This window comes from Nocardia colli (assembly GCF_008704205.1).
Classification (GTDB): domain Bacteria; phylum Actinomycetota; class Actinomycetes; order Mycobacteriales; family Mycobacteriaceae; genus Nocardia; species Nocardia colli.
In genome coordinates this window covers 87,981-110,870 of the sequence record NZ_VXLC01000033.1, presented here as the reverse complement: position 1 = coordinate 110,870, position 22,890 = coordinate 87,981, and the positions used below count along the sequence as shown (strand labels likewise).

Genomic DNA, 22,890 nt, shown 5'->3' with positions numbered 1-22,890 from the left:
TGTCCGTCATCACAGACCGGAACTATCGCCGGAAGCCGACCACTGGCTAGCGCTTCGGCCAGTACCAAGGCGGTTGGTCGAGCAGGCCCTGACCCGCGATGGTCGTCGCGCCGTTCTCCTTGACCAGCTCGAGCGTGTGCAGTTCCGGCGCGCTCGCGGTCAGCGCGGTGACCAGCGGTTGCGCGTGCGTGACGACCACGACCTGGGTGTGCTCGGAGACGGTGGCGATGAGCTCGGCGAGCGGGGCCAGCAGTTCGGGATGCAGGCTGGTTTCGGGCTCGTTGAGGACCAGGAGTTCGGGTGGGCGCGGGGTCAGCAGGGCGGCGACCAGGAGCAGATAGCGCAGGGTGCCGTCGGAGAGCTCGGCGCCGCCGAGCGGGCGGACCAGGCCGCGCTGATAGAGCGCGAGCTCGAATCTGCCGTCGCGGTCGATGATTTCGACCTCGCTGCCGGGGAACGCGCGATCGACGGCCTGGGCGAGGATGTGGACGTCGCCGATCTCGCGGATGGTTTGCAGCGCCGCGGCGAGGTCGGCGCCGTCGTGGCTCAGGACCGTCGTGCGGGTGCCGACCTGTGGCGCCCGGGCGGGCGCGTCGGCGTCGGTGCGGAGATGGTCGTAGAACCGCCAGGATCGGATGCGTTCGCGCAGCACCAGCAGGTCCGGCGCGCTCTGCGGATCGGCGAGTTCGCTGAGCATGCTGTCGAACGGTTGCACGGTGTGCGGCACCATCGCCCAGCCGCCGTCGTCGTCGCGCAGGCGCACCACCGGGCCGCCGCGCTCGGCCAGCAAGGTGGACGGGCGCAGCACCGGCCCGGCCCACACCGCTTCGGCCTTGATCACCGGATCGAGGTTGAACATCGAGGTGGCATCGGGCACCGGCATGCCCAGTTCGGCGGCGTACCCGAAGTCCTCCCCGGCGAATCCGACCCGGACGCCGACCGGATCGCTCTTGGACGTTCGGTCGCCGATGCCGCCCTGACCCGCCCACAGGGTCGAGGCCACTCCCCCTTCGCGCGCGAGCGCGGCGATGGCCCCGTTGCGGGAGAAGTCGGCCAGCAGCCGCAGCGTCCGGTACAGACTGGATTTGCCGCTGCCGTTGGCTCCGGTCACCACATTGAGCTGCCCCAACGGCATGGTCAGCTGACGCAACGACCGGTAGTTCTCGATGGCCAGAGTCCGCAACATTCCCCCAGGCTAACTATGGGCTACGACAGGCTCAGAGCTCGCGGATCACGCGCGCGGGGTTGCCCGCCGCGAACACCTTCGGCGGCAGATCCCGGGTGACCACGCTGCCCGCACCGACCACGGTGTCGTCCCCGACGGTCACGCCCGGACACACGATGACCCCGCCGCCGAACCACACGTTGTTGCCGATCCGGATCGGCGCCGCGGTCTCCCAGCGCTGCCGGCGCAGTTCGTGGTCTTCCATCGGGTGCAACGCGGTCAGCAACTGACACCGCGGCCCGATCGATACGTCGTTGCCGATGCTGATCGGCGCGCAATCCAGCAGGATCGCATCGAAATTCAGGAAACTGTTCGTCCCGATCTCGATCAGATAGCCGTAGTCGCACTGGAACCGCGGCCTGATCCACGACCCCTCGCCGAACTTCCCGAGCAACGCCCGCAGCGTCGCCTCGCGCCCCGCCCGTTCGCCGGCCTCGCTGCGATTGAACTCGTCGCACAACCGCTGCGCGCGCTCGCGTTCGGCCTCCAGCTCAGGATCGTTGTCCCGGTACAACTCCCCGCGGAGCATCCGCTCCTTCTGCTCACCCACCCCCGCCACCTTAGACGCCGAACGGGACAGGACCCGGCCCCGTGGTCGACGGCTGCCGTGGTCGTGTCCCGTTCGATGGAGAACGTCAGGCAGGCAGTCCCTGCACCGATAGTCGATGGAACAGGACCTGCTCCAGGAGGGCGACGAGCACGTCTTTGACCGATTCACGGTCGCGCGCATCGCATTCCAGGACCGGGATCCAGTCGTCGAGCTCCAGGGCCTCGCGTACCTCGCCGAGGTCGAAGTGCACGCCGTTGTCGAAGCGGTTGACCACCACCACGAACGGCGTCTGCTTCTCCTCGAAGTAGTCCAGCACCGGGTAGCAGTCCCCGATCCGGCTGGTGTCCACCATGATCACCGCGCCGAGCGCGCCGTCCACCAGGTCGTCCCAGAGGAAGACGAAGCGATCCTGGCCGGGCGTGCCGAACAGGTACAGAATCAGCGAGCGGTCCAACGTGATTCGGCCGAAGTCGAGCGCGACCGTGGTCTGCGTCTTCTCCGCGCGCCGGCCCGGATCGTCGATGCCGAGCGACACCTCGGTCATCGCCGCCTCGGTGACCAGCGGCTCGATCTCGGAGATCGCGCCGATGAATGTTGTTTTGCCGACACCGAATCCGCCGCTGATCACGATCTTCACCGAAGACGGCATCGTCGGCGGTGGCGGCGCAGTGTTCATGTCAGAGTGCCCGTACAAGGTCCCTGATCCTCTCGATGGCAGCGGTGGACAGTTGATCGGCCTCGCGCACGGTCGCGTACCCACCGGCGACGAGGTCGCTCACGACGACCTTCGCTACACCGACCGGAACACGCAGCGCGGTACCGATTTCGGCGATGGAATGGGGCTGCTGACACAGCTGCACCACGGTGCGCTGTTCGAATTGCAGCGGTGCGGAAAGCGCCGAGGGCGGCGCCTGCACCAGGGTTTCGATGCGCAAACCGTCCATCAACGGCGTAGTGCGCCCCGCGGTGACGACAAAGGGACGCACAAACTGTTCATCACTGTCGACAAGTTCTTCGGCCGGTGGTTGTTGCTGGCCTGGGCGGTCCGGATCGAACCACCCGAACATCTGATTCATCGGGATCATCCGCGGGTCCGGCAGCCTCGGCCGGTCAGGATCTCTCATCTTCGCAACGTCTCTCGCAACTCGGATATCAACGTCGGGTCAAGGAGCGACCCGGCGCGTTCGGCCAGCACGGCCATTTCGTAGCCGACAAGGCCGACATCGCAACTGCCGTCGGCGATTACGCCGAGGCAGCTGCCGTCACCCATGGCCGAGACGAGCAGGAAGCCCCGCTTCATCTCGATCATGATCAGTTTGAGTCCGTCGAAGGAGTAACTGCGTGACGCGCTCTTGGCGAGGCTGGCCAGCCCCGAAACCATGGCCGAGAGGCGGTCCGCCGAGGTGCGGTCCAGGCCATCCGACATCGCGATGAGCAATCCGTCCGAGGAGACCGCGACGGTGTCGCGGACACCGTCGGTTTCCCGGACGAAGTTCGCGAGCATCCAGTTGAACGTGTGCGGGTCGGCGCTCGGCAAGTGAGTGGTCACCGGTTCTCCTCTGCGATGGTCTGAGCCTGATCGTCGGCGCGGGTGTCGTGGTCGCGGGCACCGACATAGGGACGGGTGGTCGACGGCGGCGGCGGGGCGCCGCGCTCGTGTCCGGCCCGGAACGACGAAAGCATGCTACGGGTTTCATCCGGCGAACGCTCCGGAATCGGCGCCCGATCCGGACGTTCGGCGGCGCCGTTGGCGTCGCGCCGCGGATCGGCGCCCGGCGCGGTGCCCGCGGTGCGAGACTTCTTGTTGCGCTTGACAAGTCCGTTACGCGTGGTGCGCTGCGCGGAGCCCGAGCCGGCCGATCCGTTTCCGCTGTACAGGCTTTCGGCCACACCGTAGTGACCGTCCGGCGAATCGGGCAGTCGCCAGGTTCCGGTGTCGGTCAGGTTGTCCGACTGCTGCGGCGGCGCCGGCGGGGGCGTGGAAACCGTTGGCGGGGACACGAATTGGGAGTATGCGGAGGGCGCGGGGGCGCTCGGCGCGGCATGCTGCGGACCGTTGTACTGGTCGTTGCGCGGTACCGCCCGCTGCGCCGCGGTCCAAGGACCCTCGGCCCGGCGGTCCGCACCGTTCTGCTCGCTCGCCGAGACGGCGGGCGCCGCATGCGCGGGACCGCGCGGGCTCGGCGGAATCGGTTCGGGCGCGTTGCCGCGGATCACGGCCGGAGAGGTCATGGCGCCGTTGGCATTCGGCGCCGGCTCCAGTTCGGGCACGTTGTTCGACTCCGAATCGGCGCCCCAGGACCGCTCCAGCCCGGTGCCGGAGATCTTCGCCTGCACCGCGGCCGGGCGTCGATCTTGTTCCTGGACAAGGATTTCCAGCGGCAGCGACATCCGGGCAACGATGCCGCTGACCGGCGAGACATTGAGCTCGACGTCGATGCCGAGCCGCTCGGCCAGGCGACCGACCACGTAGTGGCCGAGGTAGCGGGTCGGCGCGACGATGAAGTCCTGCTCGCCGCGCAGCCTGGCGTTGGACTGGGCCAGCTGGTCCATCGGCATGCCGACACCGTGGTCGACCACGGCCAGCAGGTACCCGTGCGGCACCCGGCGGCCGTAGATCTCGACCTCGAGATCCGGTGGGGAGAACGCGAGTCCGTTCTCGATCAGCTCGGCCAGCATGTGCGCCAGCTCGCTGACCACCGCGCCGGTGATCATCACGTCGTCCACCCGGCGCAGCACCACCCGGCGGTAGTCGTCGACCTCGGACAGGCCGGCGCGGATGACGTCGCTCAGCGCGATCGGCTGTGCCCAGCGGCGCGGGCTCGCCTCGCCGACGAGCACCAGCAGGCTTTCGGCGTTGCGGCGCATGCGAGTAGCGAGGTGGTCGAGCTCGAACAGGTTGGACAGACCCTTGGGATCGAGTTCCTCGCGTTCGAACTCGCTGATCAGGCCGAGCTGGCGGCGCACCAGGTTCTGGTTGCGCCGGGCCAGGTTGGCCATCGACTCCGTGGTGTTGCGGCGGACCAGCGCCTGCTGCGAGGCGAGCTCGAAGGCGGTGGTCTGCACGCGGTTCAGCGCGCCTGCCAGCGCGGCGATTTCGGTACTCGCACCCGCGGGCGCCAGCACCGGCATCGGCGCCTCCGGCCGGCTGTCGTCGGCCCGCGACCACGCCTCGATGACCTGGGGTAGTCGGCGCGAGGCCACGTCGTCGGCCTCACCGGCCAGCGCGGCCAGCGGGCGCACGATGGCCCGCACCGAGGTGATCACCAGCGCGATCATCGCGGCGATGGCGATGGCCGAGGCGACGAGGAAGGCGATCAGCTTGGTGGCCGCGGCGGCGCGCAGGCTGTCCGCACGGGCCTGCACGTCGTCGCCGACGGCCTGCTGCACGGTGCGCTGTTCGTCGAGGACGCTGGACATCTGCGTCCACCAGGTCATCGGATCGACCTCGCGGACCAGCGGCCCGTCGCTGGAGGCGATCGCGACGCTCTCGGATTGGTCTGCCTTGGTGGCATTCTCGCTCAGTTGCGCCGCGTCCAGCTTGGCCTGCTGGCTCTTGGTCGCGTAGCGGGAGAACGCGGTGAAGCCCGCGAGCTTGGTCGAGCGGATCTCCATGAACTGCACGTACTCGCCGCCGTTGAACCGGCCCGCGGTGAAGACGCCGTTGAGGAAGCCGCGCTCCTTGTCGACCTCCTCCTTGGCCGCGCCGAGCGCGTACAGGGCCTGCAGGCCGCGCTGGATCTGCGGGTCGCGGGCCTGGTCGAGGCCGAGCGCGAGGCGGTTCAGCGCGGTGACGGCGTCGGTGTAGAACTGGAACACCACCTGGCGGCTGACCCGGCGCGAGTCGATCTGCGTGCGCGTGTTCGCCAGCAGATTCAGCTGGCCGAGCGCGGCCCGAACCTGGTCCGCGCCAGGGGCATCCCCGGCGGCGGCGCTGGTGAGCGAGCCGAGCGCGGCGTCGACCTTGCCGCGCTGATCGAGCAACGGCTGCTGCAGGCGGTTGTCGCCGCCGAGCAGGCCGTTACTCAGACCGAGCTCACGCTGGATCTGGTTGGTGAGGTCCTGCACGTTCAGCGCCAGCGAGACGGCCTTCACCGTGTCGTCGGCCTCGCGGTAGTCCGAGAGTTCGCGATAGACAGTGACTCCCAGCAACGCGAGCACCAGAATCAGCGCGAGCGCCAGAATTCGGGTCAGCTGACCGCCGATGGTGCGCGGCCGCGCGATGGCCGAAATTCTCCCGCTGGGCAACGCGGAGGGAACCGCAATAGTGAGATCCGGTGTGTCCCCGGGCTTTGGTTGCCGTAGACGTGAACGCACCAACCTGCTACTCCTCCGAAAAGCCGGCCGTGACAGCTCCACGACGAGCGCACGGAAAGTCTCCGAGCAAAATCCCATATGCCCGGTCCGGCGTCAACTCGAGAACCCCGAATAGGGAACTTTGTTCATACTTTTCAACCCGTGCTGCAACCTGTTGCCGCCAACTGTCCAGTTTGGGACAGATAAGTGCTACAAGCTTGAAGCAGAACTTAATGTCCCACCCTGCTCGGCGGGGACATCAGGACGATCAGCCGGCATCCGGGCGCCGGCCCGAAATGCCCTCGGATAGTAGCGGAGTCGCGGCGCCGTGCGCACCTCGTGCGAGCGCAGCTCACACCGGCCCGCCGCACCGTGCGCGCAGGTGAGTGGCGCCCGGCCGGCAACCACTCAGCTAGCGAAGGATGGGGGGTTACGCGCCGCCGAGAATGGCGAGTACCTTCTCCGAGGTGTAGAACGGCTCGAGCCGCTCGCGAATCAACGTGGACAGCACGCCGTTTCGCTTGGCGCCCTCGATGACCGCGGGACCGTAGCGCAAGATTTCAGCGCTGATGTCGGCGGCGGACAGTCCCAGCTCGGGCAACATGGCCGCGAGCGTGTAATCGCCGTACTTCGCGAAGAACACCTCGACACATTCGTCGACGAGCAGCCCGAAGTATTCCTTCTCCCGTGTGGTGACTGCGATTTCGTAGCAGATCAGCACCAGTTCGTTCAGGTCCTTCTGCGACAGATAATCGCGCAGGCCGCTGACCGGCTCGTCGGCGTGCAGATCCCAGAATTCCATGGCCGCGTCGTGCACCGGTGCGTCCCGCAGCATTTCGCGGATCGCGTTGTTGGTTCGCTTGAGCGCGAAAACCGCGCCCTTGCCTGCCATGTCGCCGATGAACGTGCTCTCCGTCGCCTTCTTCGCGGTCTTGGCCGCGGACTGGCCCATGGAGATCAGCGAGGAGACGCCGGGGATCTTGCCGGCGATCTGCTTGTTCGCCTCCATGAAGTCGGAGATCAGCTTGTCCACGAACTTCGACGCGACGGTGGCGACCAGCGGGCTCTCGGTGAGCCGGTCCAGGATCCGCTCCTGTGCCTGGTGCATGCCGAAGATCTTCTCCAGCAATGCCTCGACCGGCTCGCGGTCGACCACCTGGCCGAGGGTGTAGTCGTTGTTGGCGGCGATGTTGTCGTAGATCGAATCGGCGAAAACCCCGACCATGTCCGCGATCACCGGGCTGCCGCCGATCAGATCGATGATGGTCGCGACGGTCTGCTTGGCCTGATCGACCTCGACGATGTCGCGGAAGATCAGCGTGTCCGCGACGCCGAGCACCGAATCGACATCGCGGGCAACAACTTCCGCGAATCGATCACCGCTGACCTCGGCGAGCAGGAATTCCACCTGGGCATCGAGTAGCCGTTCGGCAATCTCGCGCGGCTCCGTCATCGTGTTCCACCCATCACAGTCGTAGTCCGGTGCGCCGGATCAGGTTACGGTCCGTGTGTTTCGGTATCGTTGCCGCGCAACGACTTCCGTATCTGATCCAGGCGTTCACGCGCCGCCTGCTCGCGCGCGTCCCATTGCTCGTCGACGCTGCGGCCCGCCGGGGTCTGCTGATCCAGCTCGCCCATGCCCTGCGCGGTGCCGAAGCGCTGCTCGACCTTATCGCGAACTGACCCCCAAGTAGGGACACCGGAGGGCGAATATCCGCCTGTCTCAGTCGGTGCCGGGATACCGGTCGGCGGTACCGGTACCGCGGGTACCGCAGAACCGCCTCCGACCTGGCCGGATACGTCGTGCAGCGGCGGCGCGTCATGCACCGACGCGGGCATCGTGGTAGGAGTCACACCGCCGACAGTTGTCGTATCACCGGTTTCCAGCAGGCCGAGCAGGGCGGCGTGCACGACCTCGAAACCGGGGCGTTCCGCGGTGGCGACCAGCAGTACACCCGCCAATTCGCGGTCGGACAGCGCGGCCAAACGGGCGGCGATCTCGCTGTTTTCAGTCATATCACCAGGCTACGCAGGCGCGGACCTCACGCCCGGACGATCGCACCGGCCCAGTCACGCACCAGCTCGAACCAGGCGGAGCCGCCCACCATGAGCAGATCGTTGTGCCCCGCGCCGGGAAACACCTTCAGCTTCTTCGGTTCGCGGGCGGCGGCGTACAGGCGTTCGGCGTGCCGCAGCGGGAGCAGTTCGTCCTGGTCGCCGTGCATGATCAGGACCGGGGCGCGCAGCGAGCGGATGCGCTTCTCGTTCGGGTACGCGTCGGGGACGAGCGGGCCCGGCAGGAACGGATAGACGGATCTGGCGGCGTCGCGCAGGCCGGAGAAGGTGGACATCAGCATCAGCCCGGCGGGCGGATGCGCGAGCGCCAGTTCCGTCATGACCCCGCCGCCGAGTGACTTCCCCAGGTAGAGAACGTGATTCGGGTCGACGCCCGGCTGTTCGAGCAATACCCGCCGAGCCGCCCTGGCGTCCAGGTAGGTGCCGTGCTCGGTGGGGCGGCCGGTGCTCTGCCCGTAGCCGCGATAGTCGAACGCGAGCACATCGAATCCGGCCTCGACCAGCAGCGCGAACAGGGCGATCCGATCGCCGACATTGCCGGCGTTGCCGTGCGCGAACAGGATGTGCCCGATCGACTTCGGCGCGGGCACCCACCAGCCGTGCAGCGTTTCGCCGTCGGCGGTGCTGATCGACAGGTCGGTGTACGACATGCCGAGGACGGCGGGCGTCTGCACGATCTGCCGATCGGGCAGATAGGTCAGCGCGTTCAGGATCGGACTGGCCGGGTGTCGCATGATGTCGTTCTTACCCCTCCCCCGCCGGTTTTGGTCACTCGACCCGCATGACTTTCGGATGCTGCGGTTCGGTGGCGTAGCTCGAGCCCGCGCCGCCGATGATCCGCAGCAGCGTGCCGCGCAGGCGGGCGACCTCGTCGGCGCCGACGATCTCGTCGAGATGGCGGTCGAACCGCTCGACCACCGCGACGCCCGCGTCGACCACGGCCCAGCCGCGCTTGGTCAGGCGGACCAGCCGGGCGCGGCGGTCGGCGGGATCGATGTCGACCTCGACGTAGCCGTGCCCTTCGAGATGACGGACCAGTTCGCCCATCGCCTGCTTGGTCATGCCGGCCCGCTCCGCCAGCGCGGTCAGCCGGGTACCGTCCGGTTCGATCAGCTGGAAGACCGGGGCGTGCGCCGCGCGGACATCGTCGAAACCCGCTGCGGCGATGCCTGCGTCGAGTTCCGCGGCCAGGGTGCGCGCGGCGGCGGAAAGCAGGTTGCCCAGGGGTGCGGGACGGTCGACCAACGGATTAGTAAGGCGCTTGACCATTTTCCCTCTCGCTCTTAGTGTTGGTAAGGCACCTTACTATCTCGAAGGGTTCTGATATGCGTACTGCCGCATTGGGTTTTGCTTGCGCCGCATTGGTCACCGAACTGGCCTGGCTGTTGTTCTTCGACGGATCGCTCGGCTGGATCACCGCGACGGCGGTTGCGGTCGTCGCGGTTCAGGTCGGGACGCTCGGACGGGTTCGGGTGGTGAGCGTCGTCGTGCGGGTGGTGCTCGGGTTACTGCTGCTCGGCTCGGTGGCCGATCGATTCGGGCTGCTCGGCGGGCCAGGTGACGCCGGCGTTTCGTGGGGATCGTTCGACGCTTTCGTCGACTACACGCGAACATTGTTGCCCGGCTTCGTCAGTGGACTGGCCTCCCCCGCAGCCGTCGCGGCGACGATTCTCGAGTTCGGCCTCGGTATCGCGCTGGTGGCCGGACTGGTCCCCCGGATCACCGCGGCGGGGACCGCTGGACTGCTCGCGGTGTTCATGCTGGCGATGTGGACATCGCTGGGTTTCGCCGCGATGTCGGCGTACGCGGTTCCGGTCCTCGCGGGCGGTGCCGCGCTGCTTGTCGTCGCACAGAAACCAGTGGTCGAGCGCATTTCGGCGGCCGAGCAGCGCGTGCTTCCCGAGCCCGCCTGACCGAATTGCACGACCGTGCAGCTGTGCGACTCGCCGAAATCGGGCCGCTTCGGATGCTGCCGGAGCGGGTATACAAGGCGGGGATTGTCAACCGACGAAAGGGAACGTCTTTTATGCGGACAACGATTCTCGCGACTGTGACTCTCGTGACGGCGCTCGCCGGCTTCACCGCCGCTGCCGGGCCCGCGGGTGCCGTGAGCGATGCGGACACGTGCGCGTCCGTCAGCGCGACGGCCAACGAGCTGACCACCGGGATCAACGCGTCCAAGGCGAACGGCGGCGGGTCCGCGGCAGAGGTGAAGGCGGCGTTCGGCACCGCGGCCGGGAAGTTGGACGCGGTGGCGGCCAATGCCGACGAAGGCCCGGTGAAGACCGCCATCGCGGGCGCCGTGCCATACATGAACAAGGCGGCCACGGCATCGGACGACCAACTCGGCGCCGTGCTCCAGGACCAGGAATTGCAGAACGCCATGTCGGCCCTCGACCAGGCGTGCCGCACCAGCTAGCCCTCACGGCATGAATCAGGCCCGGAAGCATCAGCTTCCGGGCCTGACGCCATCCGCACCCACCCTCGACCACTGCACAAGTTGCGCTCCCGCGCACGCCCCACACCACCGCGCACAAAATCGCAAGCAAATCCACCCGCGACAGACAAACCCGTGCGCCGCAGCCCACTCCGTGCGCAGCACGACGGCCTCCGCGCACCACCCCGACGCTGAATGATCAGCGCAACCGCCGCGCACCCTTTACCCAGCCGCGCACGAAATCGCTAGCGATTTCGTGCGCGGCAGTGCGATTCGTGCGCGGCGAGCTAGCCGCGCAGGACGGCGCCGACGGCGTCAGCGGCCGCGGCGACAGCGGCGTCGCGGGCGGCGCTTGCTTCGTCCTCGGTGAGGGTGCGGTCGGTGGCGCGGAAGCGCAGGGCGTAGGTGAGGGACTTGCGGCCCTCGCCCGCCTGGGTGCCCTCGTAGACGTCGAACAGGGCGATGTCTTCGAGGAGTTCGCCGCCGCCGGAGCGCAGGGCCGATTCCACGGATGCCGCGGGCGTGGTCTTCTCGACGCTGACCGAGACGTCCTGCAAGACCGCCGGGAACGGGGAAATCGTTGGGGCGGGGCGGGATTCGAGCAGCGGCAGGGCGTCGAGGTCGAGTTCGACGGCGCAGGTGCGCGGCGGCAGGCCGGAGCGCTCCAGCACGGCGGGGTGCAGTTCGCCCGCGTAGCCGACGACGTTTCCGTCGACGACCAGTTCGGCGCACCGGCCCGGATGCCACGGCAGGTGCGCGGCCGGACGGCGTTCGATGGTGACGCCCGCCGCGTCGGCGACCGCGTCTGCGAGGGCGAACGCGTCGGCGGCTTCGGCCGGACGGCCCTGACCCCACGGTCCACGCGGTTCGCGACGACCGGTGAGGACGGCCGCGACGTGCACCGGCTGGGCGGGCAGCGAGTCGAGCAGATCGGTGATCTGGTCGTCGGTGGGACGACGATCGACCGGCAGCGCCTCGACCGGGTGCACGTTGTCACCGGGCAGCACCACCTGCGCGATGCCGTAGATGGTGAGGTCGCGCGCGCCGCGAGAGATGTTGCGGGAGGCCACTTCCAGCAGCGCGGGCAGCAGGGTGGTGGCCAGTTCGGCGCGCTCGGCGTCGAGCGGGTTCAGTACCCGGGTGGTCGTGCGGCGCGGGTCGTCGGCGTCCAGGCCCCAGGTGTCGAACACGCTGCCGGACATGAAGATCGACGCGGGCACCTCGACGGCGCCGGCCAGGGCCAGCGCCCGGCCGACCGCGCGGCGGCGACGCTGGGTGGCGGTGAGGCCACGCCCGGCGGGCGCGGTGGGCAGCACGGACGGGATCTGCTCGAGCCCCTCCAGCCGCAGCACCTCTTCGACCAGGTCGGCGGGCTGGGCCAGGTCGGGGCGCCAGCTCGGCGGGGTGACCTCGAGCTGACCGTGGTCGGTGGTCTCGTCCACGGCGACCTCGACGGTGCAGCCGATCTGGGCGAGGCGGCGCGCGGAGGTGCCGGTCGGGTAGATGACCCCGGCGACCCGGTCGGCCAGGTCGATGTCCATCCGGATCGGCGGCGCGGACGGCACCGGGACGCGGACATCGGAGAGCGCGGATTCGACTGCGCCACCGGCGATTTCGGCGAGCAACGTGGCGGCGCGATCGAGCGCGGCGACGTTGATCTCCGGGTCGACCACGCGCTCGTAGCGCTTGCCCGCCTCGGACACCAGCTTGTGCCTGCGCGAGGTGCGGTAGACCAGCAGCGGGTTCCAGGTGGCGGCCTCGAGCAGGATGTCGGTCGTTTCGGCGCCGACCTCGGTGGTGGCGCCGCCCATCACGCCGGCCAGCGAGACCACGCCGGAATCGTCGGCGATCACCACGTCCTCGGCGTCGAGGGTGCGCTCGACCTCGTCGAGGGTGCGCAGCGTCTCGCCCTTGTTCGCGGTGCGCACGACCAGGCCGCCGGACAGCTTGGCGGCGTCGAACGCGTGCAGCGGCTGGCCGAGTTCGAGCATCACATAGTTGGTGACGTCGACGGCCGGGGAGATCGGGCGCACCCCGGACAGCAGCAGCCTGCGCTGTAACCACCAGGGGCTCACCGCCTTCGGGTCGATGCCGGTGACCCGGCGCGCGGCGAAGCGGGTGCATTTGGAGTCGGGTTCGAGGGTGATCGACCAGGCGTCCGGCTCGTCGTCCGGCAGTGTGCGGACGGCCGGGTCGGCGTAGTCGAGATCGAAACCGCAGGCGAGTTCGCGGGCCAGGCCGCGCACCGAGAAGCAATAGCCGCGGTCCGGGGTGATGTTGAGCTCGATGACCGTATCGTCCAGGCCCAGCAGCTCGTTCGCGTCCGCGCCCGGCTCGGCGGTACCCGGCTCGAGCACCAGGATGCCCGCATGATCCTTGCCGATACCGAGTTCGGCGACCGAGCAGATCATGCCGTTGGAGACGTGGCCGTAGGTCTTGCGCGAGGAGATCGCGAACCCGCCGGGCAGCACACCGCCGGGCAGCACCACGACGACCAGGTCGCCGACGGCGAAATTGGATGCGCCGCAGACGATTTCCTGAAGATCGGGGTTGCCCACGTCGACCTTGCAGAAGCGGATCGGCTTCTTGAACTCGGTCAGCTCGGTGATCTCGGCGACCCGGCCGACGACCAGCGGCCGGTCGATGTCACCGGTGATCCGCTCGAGCTTGTCGACCTCTTCGACCTCCAGACCCACACGGACGAACCCCGCGTCGAGTTCCTCCGGCGTCACCGACCAGTCGGGGTTGGTGCGCTGGATGATGTCGGTCAGCCAGGATTGCGCTACTCGCACTTGACGTTTCGCTCTCTCGATCGAAGGGTGGGGTCAGGACCGGATGCCGAAGGGCAGGGTGAAGCGCACGTCGCCCTCGACGATGTCGCGCATGTCCGGGATGCCGTTGCGGAACTGCAAGGTCCGCTCCAGGCCCATGCCGAACGCGAACCCGCTGTACACCTCGGGATCGATCCCGCTGGCGATCAGCACCTTCGGGTTCACCATGCCGCAGCCGCCCCACTCGACCCAGCCCGCGCCGCCCTTCTTGTCCGCGAACCAGACGTCCACCTCGGCGGAGGGTTCGGTGAACGGAAAGTAGTTGGGGCGCATGCGGGTTCGCGTCTCCGGGCCGAACAGCGCCCGGGCGAACGCGTCCAGCGTGCCGCGCAGATGCGCCATGGTCAGGCCCTTGTCCACGGCCAGGCCCTCGACCTGGGAGAACACCGGGGTGTGCGTAGCGTCGAGCTCGTCGGTGCGGAAGGTGCGGCCGGGGCACACGACGTAGATCGGCAGGTCGCGTTCCAACATCGAGCGCACCTGCACCGGCGAGGTGTGCGTGCGCAGCACCTGGCGCGAGCCCTCGGGGGCGATGTGGAAGGTGTCCTGCATGGTGCGGGCCGGGTGGTCGGGCAGGAAGTTGAGCGCGTCGAAGTTGAAGTGCTCGGTCTCCACCTCAGGACCCTCGGCGACCTCCCAGCCCATCGCGACGAACACGTCCGCGACCTGCTCGGAGATGACGGTGATCGGATGCCGGGCGCCGAACGGGTGCCTGCGCGCGGGCAGCGTCACGTCGATCGCCTCGGCGACCAGCACCGCCGCGTCCCGCTCGGCGAGCAGCGCCGCGCGCCGCGTCTCGAACGCCTCCGACACCCGGCCGCGCGCGACATTGACCCGCTTGCCCGCGTCGGCCTTCTCCGCCTTCGGAATGCTGCCCAGCGCGCGCTGCGCCAGCGCGAGCGGCGCCTTGCCGCCGAGGTGCTCGGTTTTCGCGACCGCGAGCGCATCCAGGTCGGCCGCAGCGGCAAACGCCTTCTCGGCGGCCGCCGCCGCCGCGGCCAGTGCCTCCTCGGTCAGCGTCGCGTTCTGCTCGACTGCGTCGTTGTCGTCGGCCACGATGGTTCGACTCTCCCCTGGGGATCGGTTCGCGGGTACGGCTCATTCCCTACCCACATTGCTGCTGGTGGAATCCTATTGGATGCGTCATCGCCGATTCACCCGGATTCCCCGGTCGGCGATGGCGAGCCGATTGCGCTGCATGTCAGCGGTGACATTGCGACCGTTCCCCGACGACGAACTGCGACCGATCCGCGTAGCCGGCTCCCCTCGGCCTGGCTACGCGGATCGGCCGCGGTCGATGGTCTGCCGGTCCGTGACGACGCGGTCGCCGAACGCCGCAGACCTTTGCCTGCCGCTCCCCTGGCGCGGCAGGCATCGGGGTCTTCCCGGTCAGACCTGGGTGATCTTGGCGGGGAGCAGGAGGGAGAGGACCGCGCCGACCGCCACTATGGTTGCGCCGACCCAGATGGCCGGGACGAGGCCGTCGACGTAGGCCTGCGGGCTGAGATATGAACCGTGCGAGGCGAATACGGACGCGAGGACGGCGATGCCGAGCGCGACGCCTACTTCACGCAGGGTGCTGTTCGTGCCGGAGGCCATGGCCCGATCGTCCTCGGCGGCGCTGGCCATGACGACCGAGGCGCTCGGCGGCAGGGTGAGCCCCATGCCGATGCCGGCGAGCAGGAACGGTCCGACGAAGGCGCCGTAGCCGATGTCGACGGTGGTGATCGCCGCCATCCAGCCGAGCGCGACCGCCAGCAGCAGCTGACCGGACGCCAGCAGCGTGCGCGCGCCGATCCGGTCGACGAGCAGGCCCGAGATCGGGGCGACCACCATCGGCACCAACGTCCACGGCATGGTCCGGATGCCCGATTCCAGCGGGCTGTAGCCCTGCACCACCTGGAAGTACTGCGCCAGCAAGAAGATCGACCCGAAGACGCCCATGGCGAAGGTGAAGCTCGTCGCGTTGCTGATCCGATAGGCCCGGGAGCGGAACAGGCGCAGCGGCAGCATCGGATCGGGTGTCCGCAGCTCCCACGCGATCAACCCGGCCAGCAGCACGGCGCCGCCGATCAGGCTGCCGAGCACCGTGAATGAGGTCCAGCCGTCGTCGGCGCCGTGGATCACGCCCCACACCACCGCGAGCACACCGCTCGCCGACAGTACGAGGCCGATCAGGTCGAGCCGCCTGGTGCCGCCGTACGACTCGCGCAGCGCCCGGGCCGCGAACGGGACGACGGCCAGGCCGATGGGGACGTTCAGCCAGAAGATCCACTGCCAGCTCAACCCGTCCACCACCGCGCCGCCGACCAGCGGCCCGACCGCGACGCCGAGTCCGGCGATGCCGCCCCAGATTCCGATGGCGGCGCTGCGCATCCGCTCCGGCACGGCCGCCGACAGCAGGGTCAGCGACAGCGGCATCACCGCGGCGCCGCCGAAGCCCTGCACCACCCTGGCCGCGATCAGCATCCACGGCTCGGTGGCCAGCGCGCACGCCGCCGACGCGACCGTGAACAGCGCGATGCCGGCCAGGAAGATCCGGCGGCGGCCGAGCCGGTCACCGATCGCCGAGACAGTAAGCAGCAGCGAGGCGAACGACAGCGTGTAGGCGTTGATGAACCACTGCAGGTCCGACAGCGAGGCGCCGAGTTCGGTGCGGATCACCGGCAGCGCGTTGGTCACCACGAGGTTGTCCAGCGTGACCATGAACATCGGGATGCCGACGGCCGCGAGTACGGCCGCGACCGCGCGGCCGCTCATGGGTGTGGCGGGCTCGACGGTCGCCGGCGAGACGGCGGGTTCGAGAGTTTCGGTCATGACCGGCCCTTAGTTGTAATCGACTGATAACTAATGACCGAAGAGTATGCATCGACTGATAACATGTCAATACCGCAGGGGGCGGGGCGAACGGAATGGAGCACGATGTCGAGTCCGACCAGAGTCCGGATGACCGCCTCCGAGCGTGGCGAGCAGGTGTTGCAAGCGGCCGTCTCCGCCTTCGCCGAATCCGGCTACGCGGCCACTCGCACCGACGAAATCGCCAGGCGCGCAGGGGTTTCCCAGCCGTACGTGATCCGGCTGTTCGGCACCAAGCAGCACCTGTTCGTCAGCGCGCTGCATCGGGTGTGCGATCGGATCGAAGAGGTGTTCCGGGAGGCCCGCGCGGAGGCGGCCTCCGACGCGACGCCGGAGGAGGCGCTACACGCCCTCGGCCACGGCTTCGGCATTTTCCTGGCCGACAAGGAAATGCTGCAACTGTTCCTGCACGGCTTCGCGGCCAGCGGGGACGCTGCGATCGGCGACGAGGTCCGCGCCCGCTTCGGCAAGATCTACCAGCTGGTCCGCGACCTCACCGGCGCCGAGATCCACGAGACCCGCGAGTTCATGGCCACCGGCATGCTGCTCACCGTCCTGAGCGCAATCCAGGTCGCAGGCCCCGACGCCGTAACAACCCCCTGGGCAGTCGAGATGCTGAACGACTGCACCCAACTCCGCGACTAAGCCACACCCGCACCACTTCTGACACACGCACGCGTGTCAGCGCGGCGAGTCGTGGTGCGGGGAATCAGAAGTGGTGCGGGGGGTTACTTCGCGTAGCGGATGCGGGAATTCGCGTACAGGCAGATGGCGGCTGCGGTGGCGAGGTTGAGGCTTTCGGCGCGGCCGCGGATGGGGATGCGGATGCGGTGGTCGGCGCGGTGGGTTACGGCGGGGTCGAGTCCGTGCGCCTCGTTGCCGAACAGCCAGGCGACCGGTTCAGTGAACAGGTCGTCGGCGTCGTCCAGGTCGACCTCGCCGTTCGCGGCGGTGGCCAGGATCGTGATGCCTGCCGCGGCAAGGGAATCCAGCGTTTCGCCGACGTCGCGATGCCGGGCGATCGGGACGTGGAACAGGCTGCCGGCGCTGGCGCGCACGCACTTTCCGTTGTGCGGGTCGACCGAGTCACCGGCCAGTACCACCCCGTCGGCGCCGACGGAATCGGCGACCCGGATGAGGGTTCCGGCATTGCCGGGTTCGGCCATCTCGACGGGCACGGCGAGCATCCGCGGCTGCGTCGCGAGGACGTCGGCCAACGGCACGTCGATCAGCGCGCACACCGCGACAAGTCCTGGCGCGGTGACGGTTTCACCGAGCTGTTGCGCCGCACGGTCGCTGACCAGGGTGGTCCGCACACCCATGCCCGCGGCGCTCGACACCAGCTCGTGCTCACGAGCGGCGGCCCCGGCGGAGTAGAACAGCTCCTGGACCCGTCCCGTATCCAGTGCGGCCGCAACGGAATTCGCGCCTTCGGCAAGGAATTGCCCGGCTTTACGCCGCTGCGCAGAGCGTTGCAGCTTGACAGCGGAAACGACCCGCGGATTGCGCTCCGAGAGCGCTTCCGCGGGTCGTTCCGAAAGATATTCGCTTGTCACCCGGTGACTTACGCGGCAGGCGCGTTGACGTCCTGGGGCAGGGCGGCCTTGGCGATCGCGACGAGACCGGCGAACGCCTCGGCGTCGGACACGGCGAGCTCGGCGAGGATCTTGCGGTCCACCTCGACACCCGCGGCCTTGAGGCCCTGGATGAAGCGGTTGTAGGTGATGTCGTTCAGGCGCGCCGCGGCGTTGATGCGGGCGATCCAGAGCTTGCGGAAGTCACCCTTGCGCGCCCGGCGGTCCCGGTAGGCGTAGGTGAGCGAGTGCAGCTGCTGTTCCTTGGCCTTGCGGTACAGGCGCGAGCGCTGGCCGCGGTAGCCCTTGGAGGCCTCGAGGATGGAACGACGCTTCTTCTGAGCGTTGACGGCCCTTTTGACGCGTGCCATGGGTCAGTCCTTTGTCGATCTAGGGGGCGCATGCGGCACCCGGAGGTTGGTCAGTGGGTCGGCGTCCGGAATCCGGAACGCGGGTTGCTCACGGGCTCTTTCGAGCGACCGGCAAGCAATCGCTGCTGGTCTCTCAGAGACCGAGCAGCCTCTTCACGCGCGGGACGTCGACGGACGCGACGGCCTCCGTGCCATCCAGACGACGAGTCCGGCGGGTCGACTTGTGCTCGAGCAGGTGGCGACGGTTCGCCTGCTGGCGAAGCAGCTTGCCTCGGCCCGACACCTTGAATCGCTTCGAGGCGCCGCTGTGGCTCTTCATCTTCGGCATGGATTCCTCTATCTGTCTCGTCCCGGCGGCCCTTGCGGACCGCCGGCTCTTATCGGTATTACTGCGGCGGGTCGGCCTGCTCGGCCGGAGCCGCGGCGGGCGTCGTGTCTGCGGCGACGGCCTCAGCGGGCGCGGGGCTCGGCTGCGCAGCGGGCTGCTGCTGCCGCGGAGCTGCGGACTCCTGCTGTGCCTTCACTCGCGTCTTCGCACCCTTGTGGGGCGCGAGGACCATGGTCATGTTGCGACCGTCCTGCTTGGCCGAGGTTTCGACGAACCCCAAGTCAGCCACGTCCGCCGCGAGGCGCTGCAACAGCCGGTAGCCCAGTTCGGGCCTGGACTGCTCACGTCCACGGAACATGATGGTGACCTTGACCTTCGACCCGGCCTCGAGGAAGCGCATGACATGGCCCCTCTTGGTCGCGTAGTCGTGGTCGTCGATCTTCGGGCGGAGCTTCTGCTCCTTGATCACGGTTTGCACCTGGTTCTTCCGAGACTCGCGCGCCTTCTGCGCCGTCTCGTACTTGAACTTGCCGTAGTCCATGATCTTGCAGACCGGCGGACGTGCATCCGGAGCGACCTCGACGAGATCGAGATCTGCCTCCATGGCGACGCGTAGTGCATCTTCAACACGCACGATCCCAACCTGCTCGCCGCTGGGTCCGATGAGCCGGACCTCGGGAACACGGATGCGATCGTTGATGCGGGTCTCAGTGCTGATGGGGCCTCCTAGGTCAAGCGGTGTCGTCAGGACGACCGCGCGCAATAACTGCAACCCCTTTTCAACACAAAAGCCCCGGAGCGGTATTCCGCTGCGGGGCCCGAGTCGACCGGTCAGCGCACGCCAAAACCTCGCGTGCGACCTCGTGCGTGGTTCTCGCGAGAGAACCACGCACAAGAAACCCGCCTTCGAGAAGGCGGGTGACCGGACCGTTTGACCTGACGATCGCTCGTCGGCAACGGTGGGAGTCGGGCTCCACTTATCGGCCCCAGGCTCGAAATCTTGGAAGAAGACACAACCAGGGGCGGTCGTCAGCGGAAAGTCTAACATTGCGTTCGGCTATCGCCGAATCGGCCCGGTGCCCGCGCGTCGAGCTCGGCCGATTCCCGGGGGCGCAGGTCGCGTCGCTAGCCTGATGAGCATGACAGAAGAGCTCGACAACTCCGTGCGCGAACTGGCCGACATCCCCGCGGTCGAGGTGATCAGCCGGGCCGCGGTGATGCTGATGAGTTCGGCCGCGGAGAAGCTCGGGCTCGCGGACGAGGATCCGGAGACCAGCACGCGGCGCGATCTGGACGAGGCGCGCCGGGTGATCACCGCGCTGGCCGGGCTGGTCACCGCGTCGATTGAGTATCTCGGGCCGCATGCCGGGCCGATTCGTGAGGGGTTGCAGTCGTTGCAGCGCGCGTTCCGGGAGGCGTCGGCGCATCCGGATGAGCCGGGTAAGGGGCCGGGCGAGAAGTACACCGGGCCGGTTTACTGATCCTTCGCATCGCCGCACGGCAGCGCTGACCGGTCTCCGCCGGGCCGCGCTGCCGTTAATTTTTTTCCCGATAGGAAATTTTGCCCACCGGGCATGTTTTTTCGGTAGGCTGTCGTCATGCCGGAAGACGAAGTGCTCGGTCTGCGCGAACGCAAGAAGCTCGACACCCGGATGGCGTTGTCTACCGCCGCGCTGGAACTGGCTTTCGAGCGAGGACTGGAGCACGTCACCCGCGAGGACATCGCGACGCGGGCCGGGGTATCGGTGCGCACGTTCAACAACTACTTCACCGGTAAGCACGACGCGATCGTCTATCGGCAGTCGGTGCGCGTCCGGCGCAGCCTCGCGATATTGCGGGAGCGTCCGGCGGACGAACCGCTCTGGACCGCGATCACCGCCGCGATGCTCGAGCCGCTCGAGGCCGACGGCGTCCAGTTCACCCTGCCCAGTCCGGCGCAACTGGCCGAGATCCGGAAGCTGTTCAACGTGCCGGAGCTGCGGCACGCCTTGTTCAAGGAGATCTCCGACGATTGGCTCGAGCTGATCGCCGAACGCACCGGCACCGACCCGCTACGCGACATCTATCCGCGCCTGGTCGCCGGCACCGTTGCCACCATCGCCGAGGCGGCCATGGTCGCCTACGCCAATGCCGACCCGCCGGTCCACATCACCACGCTGTTGCGTCAGGCCCTCGCCGACGTGGCCGCCGGACTACCCGAACCTCCGCGCTGACCTGACAGCGCTCACACGGCACTGAAACCCACCATCGAACAAGAGGTGTATTCGCCATGCCCGAAAACTCTGTCGACGTAGTCATTTCCGGCGCCGGACCGAACGGTCTGATGCTCGCCGGCGAACTCGCACTGGCCGGCGTGCACGCCGTCGTGCTCGACGAGCTATCCGCGCCCAGCGCTGAGCCGAAGGCGAACGGCCTTGTCGGGCAGGTGATTCGACTGCTGGACATGCGTGGGCTCTACCACGAGTTCGGCGGGGCGCCCGGTGCGCCGCAGCCGCTGCCCGCCTACTTCTTCAGCGGGTTGCCGCTGTCGTTCGCCGAGCTGGCCGACAATCCGATGACCTTGCTCGGTATTCCGCAGCCGAAACTCGTTCGGCTGCTGGAGAAGTGGGCAGCCGGGCTGGGCGTGGACATCAGATGGGGGCACCGGCTCAGTGGCCTGACCCAGCTCGACGATGGCGTCGATATCGACGTGACCGGGCCCGACGGCGACTATCGCTTCGGGGCCCGATATCTGATCGGTGCCGACGGCGGTAAGAGTTTCGTCCGCAAACAGGTCGGCATCGACTTCCCCGGCCACACGTCGGCCGGCGACATCGGGCGGATAGGGCATGTCTGGCTGCCGGACGAGTTGCGGACCAGCGACGGCGGCATCGAAGTTCCCGGCTTCGGCCGACTTCCCTTCGGGCACAACCGACTAGAACGCGGCGGGTTCGTCTTCGCGGAGCTGGAGCCGGGTCGGCCGCTCATCGCGAGCATGGAGTTCGGCGTGGAACCGGTGCCGGAGGGCACCCCGATGACCATCGAGGAACTGCGCGACAGCGTGCGTCGGGTGCTCGGCGTCGACCTGCCGCTGGAAGCGCCCCGCGGGCCGGGCCCACATGCGTTGCGCCGCATCGCGAATCAGAACACCCGGCAGGCCGAGCGGTACCGGAAGGGCAATGTGTTCCTCCTCGGCGACGCCGCGCACGTGCATTCCGGAATGGGCGGACCCGGCCTCAACCTCGGCCTGCAAGACGCGGCCAACCTGGGCTGGAAGCTCGCCGCGGAGATAAACGGTTGGGCACCAGCAGGTTTGCTGGACACCTACCATTCCGAGCGACACCCGGTCGGAGTTCGCGTGATGATGAGCTCCCTCGCCCAAACCGCCCTCTTCGCGCCCGGCCCCGAGGTCACCGCCATGCGCACCCTGCTCGGCGAACTACTGGAGCGGCCGGAGAACACCGAATACATCGCCCGATTGATGTCAGGTTCCGACACTCGCTACGAGACCGGAGACCCCCACCCACTCGCAGGCCGAATGGTCCCCGACCTAACCCTCGAAACCCCCGATGGCACAAAACGAGTCGCCGACCTCCTGCGCAAGGCACGACCTGTCTTGCTCACGCTCGCGGACACCCCGAGCTTCACCGATGTCACGAACCCGTGGCGCGACCGAGTAGACATCGTCGCCGCAACCAGCCCCGACGCACCCGCCACAGCACTACTGATCAGACCGGACGGCTACGTGGCCTGGGCCGCCGACGACGCCGACCAGTCCACCCCAGACCGCTTGCGCGCGGCACTGACCCACTGGTTCGGCACACCAATGCCCATCCCCGCCAACGGATAGCGCAATCCCGCCGCGGCGCAGCCGCCCAAGCCGGTCAGATACATGGCACGGGCCTCCAATCGGAGTCGAGCACTCCGACTCCGATCGTCTCCGCGCAGCATTGACCCGTCGGTTCGCTTCGCCCCTGAACGGACACCGCAGCAGACCAAGCCCCACGCCGCACCCACCCACCTAGTAGCGCGCCGATAAGCCGAGCGCATACGTAGCACCGGCCGCGACGCCGGCGCGAGGGCGAACAAGTCACCCGAACACACCAATCGACGCACACCTATCACCCCCAGCCGGACCCGCCGCGCAGGAATTGCCTAGCCGCTTATGGATTTGCTGGCAAATCGTTGCGCGGCAGACCAATTCGTGCGCGGCGCACTGCCTCCGCGCACCCGCTCCCCGCTGCGTACGGATTGGCCTGCCGCGCAACATTTTGCCCGCGAATTCACAAGCGGCTAGATAATCCGTGCGCGGCGCAGTGCGCTGCCGCCTCGCCCGCACGCCGACCTGTCCGCGCAGCGATTGACTC

General features: G+C 68.1%; 23 protein-coding genes. 6 read left to right on the top strand and 17 right to left on the bottom strand.

Annotated features, from left to right (window positions below):
• Positions 1 to 46: 46 nt before the first annotated feature.
• From F3087_RS41355 to F3087_RS41310, 10 genes are all read right to left on the bottom strand, one after another.
• A complete protein-coding gene (locus F3087_RS41355) occupies positions 47 to 1,186 on the bottom strand; it encodes an AAA family ATPase (RefSeq protein ID WP_150407631.1) in 1,140 nt (379 codons plus the stop codon).
• A 31-nt stretch (positions 1,187 to 1,217) separates the two neighbouring features.
• Positions 1,218 to 1,775, bottom strand: a complete 558-nt coding sequence (locus F3087_RS41350) for a sugar O-acetyltransferase (RefSeq protein ID WP_150407630.1) — start codon at positions 1,773 to 1,775, stop codon at positions 1,218 to 1,220.
• An 85-nt stretch (positions 1,776 to 1,860) separates the two neighbouring features.
• The gene (locus F3087_RS41345; protein ID WP_150407655.1) at positions 1,861 to 2,424 is read right to left on the bottom strand and encodes a GTP-binding protein; all 564 of its coding nucleotides are present in this window, start codon (positions 2,422 to 2,424) and stop codon (positions 1,861 to 1,863) included.
• A gap of 28 nt (positions 2,425 to 2,452) precedes the next feature.
• A complete protein-coding gene (locus tag F3087_RS41340; protein WP_223885747.1) occupies positions 2,453 to 2,851 on the bottom strand; it encodes a DUF742 domain-containing protein in 399 nt (132 codons plus the stop codon).
• 44 nt (positions 2,852 to 2,895) lie between these two features.
• On the bottom strand, positions 2,896 to 3,324 hold the full coding sequence (locus F3087_RS41335) for a roadblock/LC7 domain-containing protein (protein ID WP_223885746.1): 429 nt from the start codon (positions 3,322 to 3,324) through the stop codon (positions 2,896 to 2,898).
• A complete protein-coding gene (locus tag F3087_RS41330) occupies positions 3,321 to 6,023 on the bottom strand; it encodes a sensor histidine kinase (RefSeq protein WP_223885745.1) in 2,703 nt (900 codons plus the stop codon). Before F3087_RS41330 ends, F3087_RS41335 begins: the two co-directional genes overlap by 4 nt.
• 478 nt (positions 6,024 to 6,501) lie before the next feature.
• Positions 6,502 to 7,524 (bottom strand): hypothetical protein, encoded by a 1,023-nt coding sequence (locus tag F3087_RS41325; protein ID WP_150407628.1) that lies wholly within the window; start codon positions 7,522 to 7,524, stop codon positions 6,502 to 6,504.
• A gap of 44 nt (positions 7,525 to 7,568) precedes the next feature.
• A complete protein-coding gene (locus F3087_RS46315; RefSeq protein WP_191094401.1) occupies positions 7,569 to 8,087 on the bottom strand; it encodes a hypothetical protein in 519 nt (172 codons plus the stop codon).
• Positions 8,088 to 8,113: 26 nt separating this feature from the next.
• Positions 8,114 to 8,881, bottom strand: a complete 768-nt coding sequence (locus tag F3087_RS41315; protein ID WP_150407627.1) for an alpha/beta hydrolase — start codon at positions 8,879 to 8,881, stop codon at positions 8,114 to 8,116.
• A gap of 34 nt (positions 8,882 to 8,915) precedes the next feature.
• The gene (locus F3087_RS41310) at positions 8,916 to 9,416 is read right to left on the bottom strand and encodes a MarR family winged helix-turn-helix transcriptional regulator (RefSeq protein ID WP_150407626.1); all 501 of its coding nucleotides are present in this window, start codon (positions 9,414 to 9,416) and stop codon (positions 8,916 to 8,918) included.
• Positions 9,417 to 9,472: 56 nt separating this feature from the next.
• Between F3087_RS41310 and F3087_RS41305 the strand changes: the two genes are divergently transcribed.
• Complete coding sequence (locus F3087_RS41305; protein ID WP_150407625.1) at positions 9,473 to 10,060, top strand: hypothetical protein; 588 nt, start codon at positions 9,473 to 9,475, stop codon at positions 10,058 to 10,060.
• 137 nt (positions 10,061 to 10,197) lie between these two features.
• The gene (locus F3087_RS41300; protein ID WP_150407624.1) at positions 10,198 to 10,566 is read left to right on the top strand and encodes a hypothetical protein; all 369 of its coding nucleotides are present in this window, start codon (positions 10,198 to 10,200) and stop codon (positions 10,564 to 10,566) included.
• A gap of 305 nt (positions 10,567 to 10,871) precedes the next feature.
• Here the strand turns inward: F3087_RS41300 and pheT are convergent, their stop codons facing one another.
• The 3 genes from pheT to F3087_RS41285 all read right to left on the bottom strand — a co-directional run bounded on the left by pheT (position 10,872) and on the right by F3087_RS41285 (position 16,232).
• A complete protein-coding gene (gene pheT / locus F3087_RS41295) occupies positions 10,872 to 13,376 on the bottom strand; it encodes a phenylalanine--tRNA ligase subunit beta (protein ID WP_150407623.1) in 2,505 nt (834 codons plus the stop codon).
• Between the two features lie 33 nt (positions 13,377 to 13,409).
• Complete coding sequence (gene pheS, locus F3087_RS41290) at positions 13,410 to 14,471, bottom strand: phenylalanine--tRNA ligase subunit alpha (RefSeq protein WP_150407622.1); 1,062 nt, start codon at positions 14,469 to 14,471, stop codon at positions 13,410 to 13,412.
• 333 nt (positions 14,472 to 14,804) lie between these two features.
• On the bottom strand, positions 14,805 to 16,232 hold the full coding sequence (locus tag F3087_RS41285; protein ID WP_150407621.1) for an MFS transporter: 1,428 nt from the start codon (positions 16,230 to 16,232) through the stop codon (positions 14,805 to 14,807).
• Positions 16,233 to 16,337: 105 nt separating this feature from the next.
• Here F3087_RS41285 and F3087_RS41280 point away from each other — a divergent pair, with 105 nt between their 5' ends.
• Positions 16,338 to 16,916 (top strand): TetR/AcrR family transcriptional regulator, encoded by a 579-nt coding sequence (locus F3087_RS41280; RefSeq protein ID WP_150407620.1) that lies wholly within the window; start codon positions 16,338 to 16,340, stop codon positions 16,914 to 16,916.
• An 83-nt stretch (positions 16,917 to 16,999) separates the two neighbouring features.
• On the opposite strand, the gene F3087_RS41275 is transcribed toward F3087_RS41280, so the two are convergent.
• The 4 genes from F3087_RS41275 to infC all read right to left on the bottom strand — a co-directional run bounded on the left by F3087_RS41275 (position 17,000) and on the right by infC (position 19,316).
• On the bottom strand, positions 17,000 to 17,827 hold the full coding sequence (locus F3087_RS41275) for a TrmH family RNA methyltransferase (RefSeq protein WP_150407619.1): 828 nt from the start codon (positions 17,825 to 17,827) through the stop codon (positions 17,000 to 17,002).
• A gap of 8 nt (positions 17,828 to 17,835) precedes the next feature.
• The gene (rplT, locus tag F3087_RS41270) at positions 17,836 to 18,216 is read right to left on the bottom strand and encodes a 50S ribosomal protein L20 (protein ID WP_107655317.1); all 381 of its coding nucleotides are present in this window, start codon (positions 18,214 to 18,216) and stop codon (positions 17,836 to 17,838) included.
• Positions 18,217 to 18,349: 133 nt separating this feature from the next.
• On the bottom strand, positions 18,350 to 18,544 hold the full coding sequence (gene rpmI / locus F3087_RS41265) for a 50S ribosomal protein L35 (protein ID WP_040689021.1): 195 nt from the start codon (positions 18,542 to 18,544) through the stop codon (positions 18,350 to 18,352).
• A 58-nt stretch (positions 18,545 to 18,602) separates the two neighbouring features.
• On the bottom strand, positions 18,603 to 19,316 hold the full coding sequence (infC, locus tag F3087_RS41260; protein WP_191094400.1) for a translation initiation factor IF-3: 714 nt from the start codon (positions 19,314 to 19,316) through the stop codon (positions 18,603 to 18,605).
• Positions 19,317 to 19,683: 367 nt separating this feature from the next.
• Here infC and F3087_RS41255 point away from each other — a divergent pair, with 367 nt between their 5' ends.
• The 3 genes from F3087_RS41255 to F3087_RS41245 all read left to right on the top strand — a co-directional run bounded on the left by F3087_RS41255 (position 19,684) and on the right by F3087_RS41245 (position 22,373).
• Positions 19,684 to 20,025, top strand: coding sequence for a DUF1844 domain-containing protein (locus tag F3087_RS41255; protein WP_150407617.1), 342 nt, complete (start codon positions 19,684 to 19,686; stop codon positions 20,023 to 20,025).
• Between the two features lie 117 nt (positions 20,026 to 20,142).
• Positions 20,143 to 20,757: a TetR/AcrR family transcriptional regulator gene (locus F3087_RS41250; protein ID WP_150407616.1), complete on the top strand. Its 615-nt coding sequence runs from the start codon at positions 20,143 to 20,145 to the stop codon at positions 20,755 to 20,757.
• A 56-nt stretch (positions 20,758 to 20,813) separates the two neighbouring features.
• Positions 20,814 to 22,373 carry an FAD-dependent monooxygenase gene (locus tag F3087_RS41245; protein ID WP_150407615.1) on the top strand — a complete coding sequence of 520 codons (1,560 nt, stop codon included), beginning with the start codon at positions 20,814 to 20,816 and terminating at the stop codon, positions 22,371 to 22,373.
• Positions 22,374 to 22,890 lie beyond the last annotated feature (517 nt).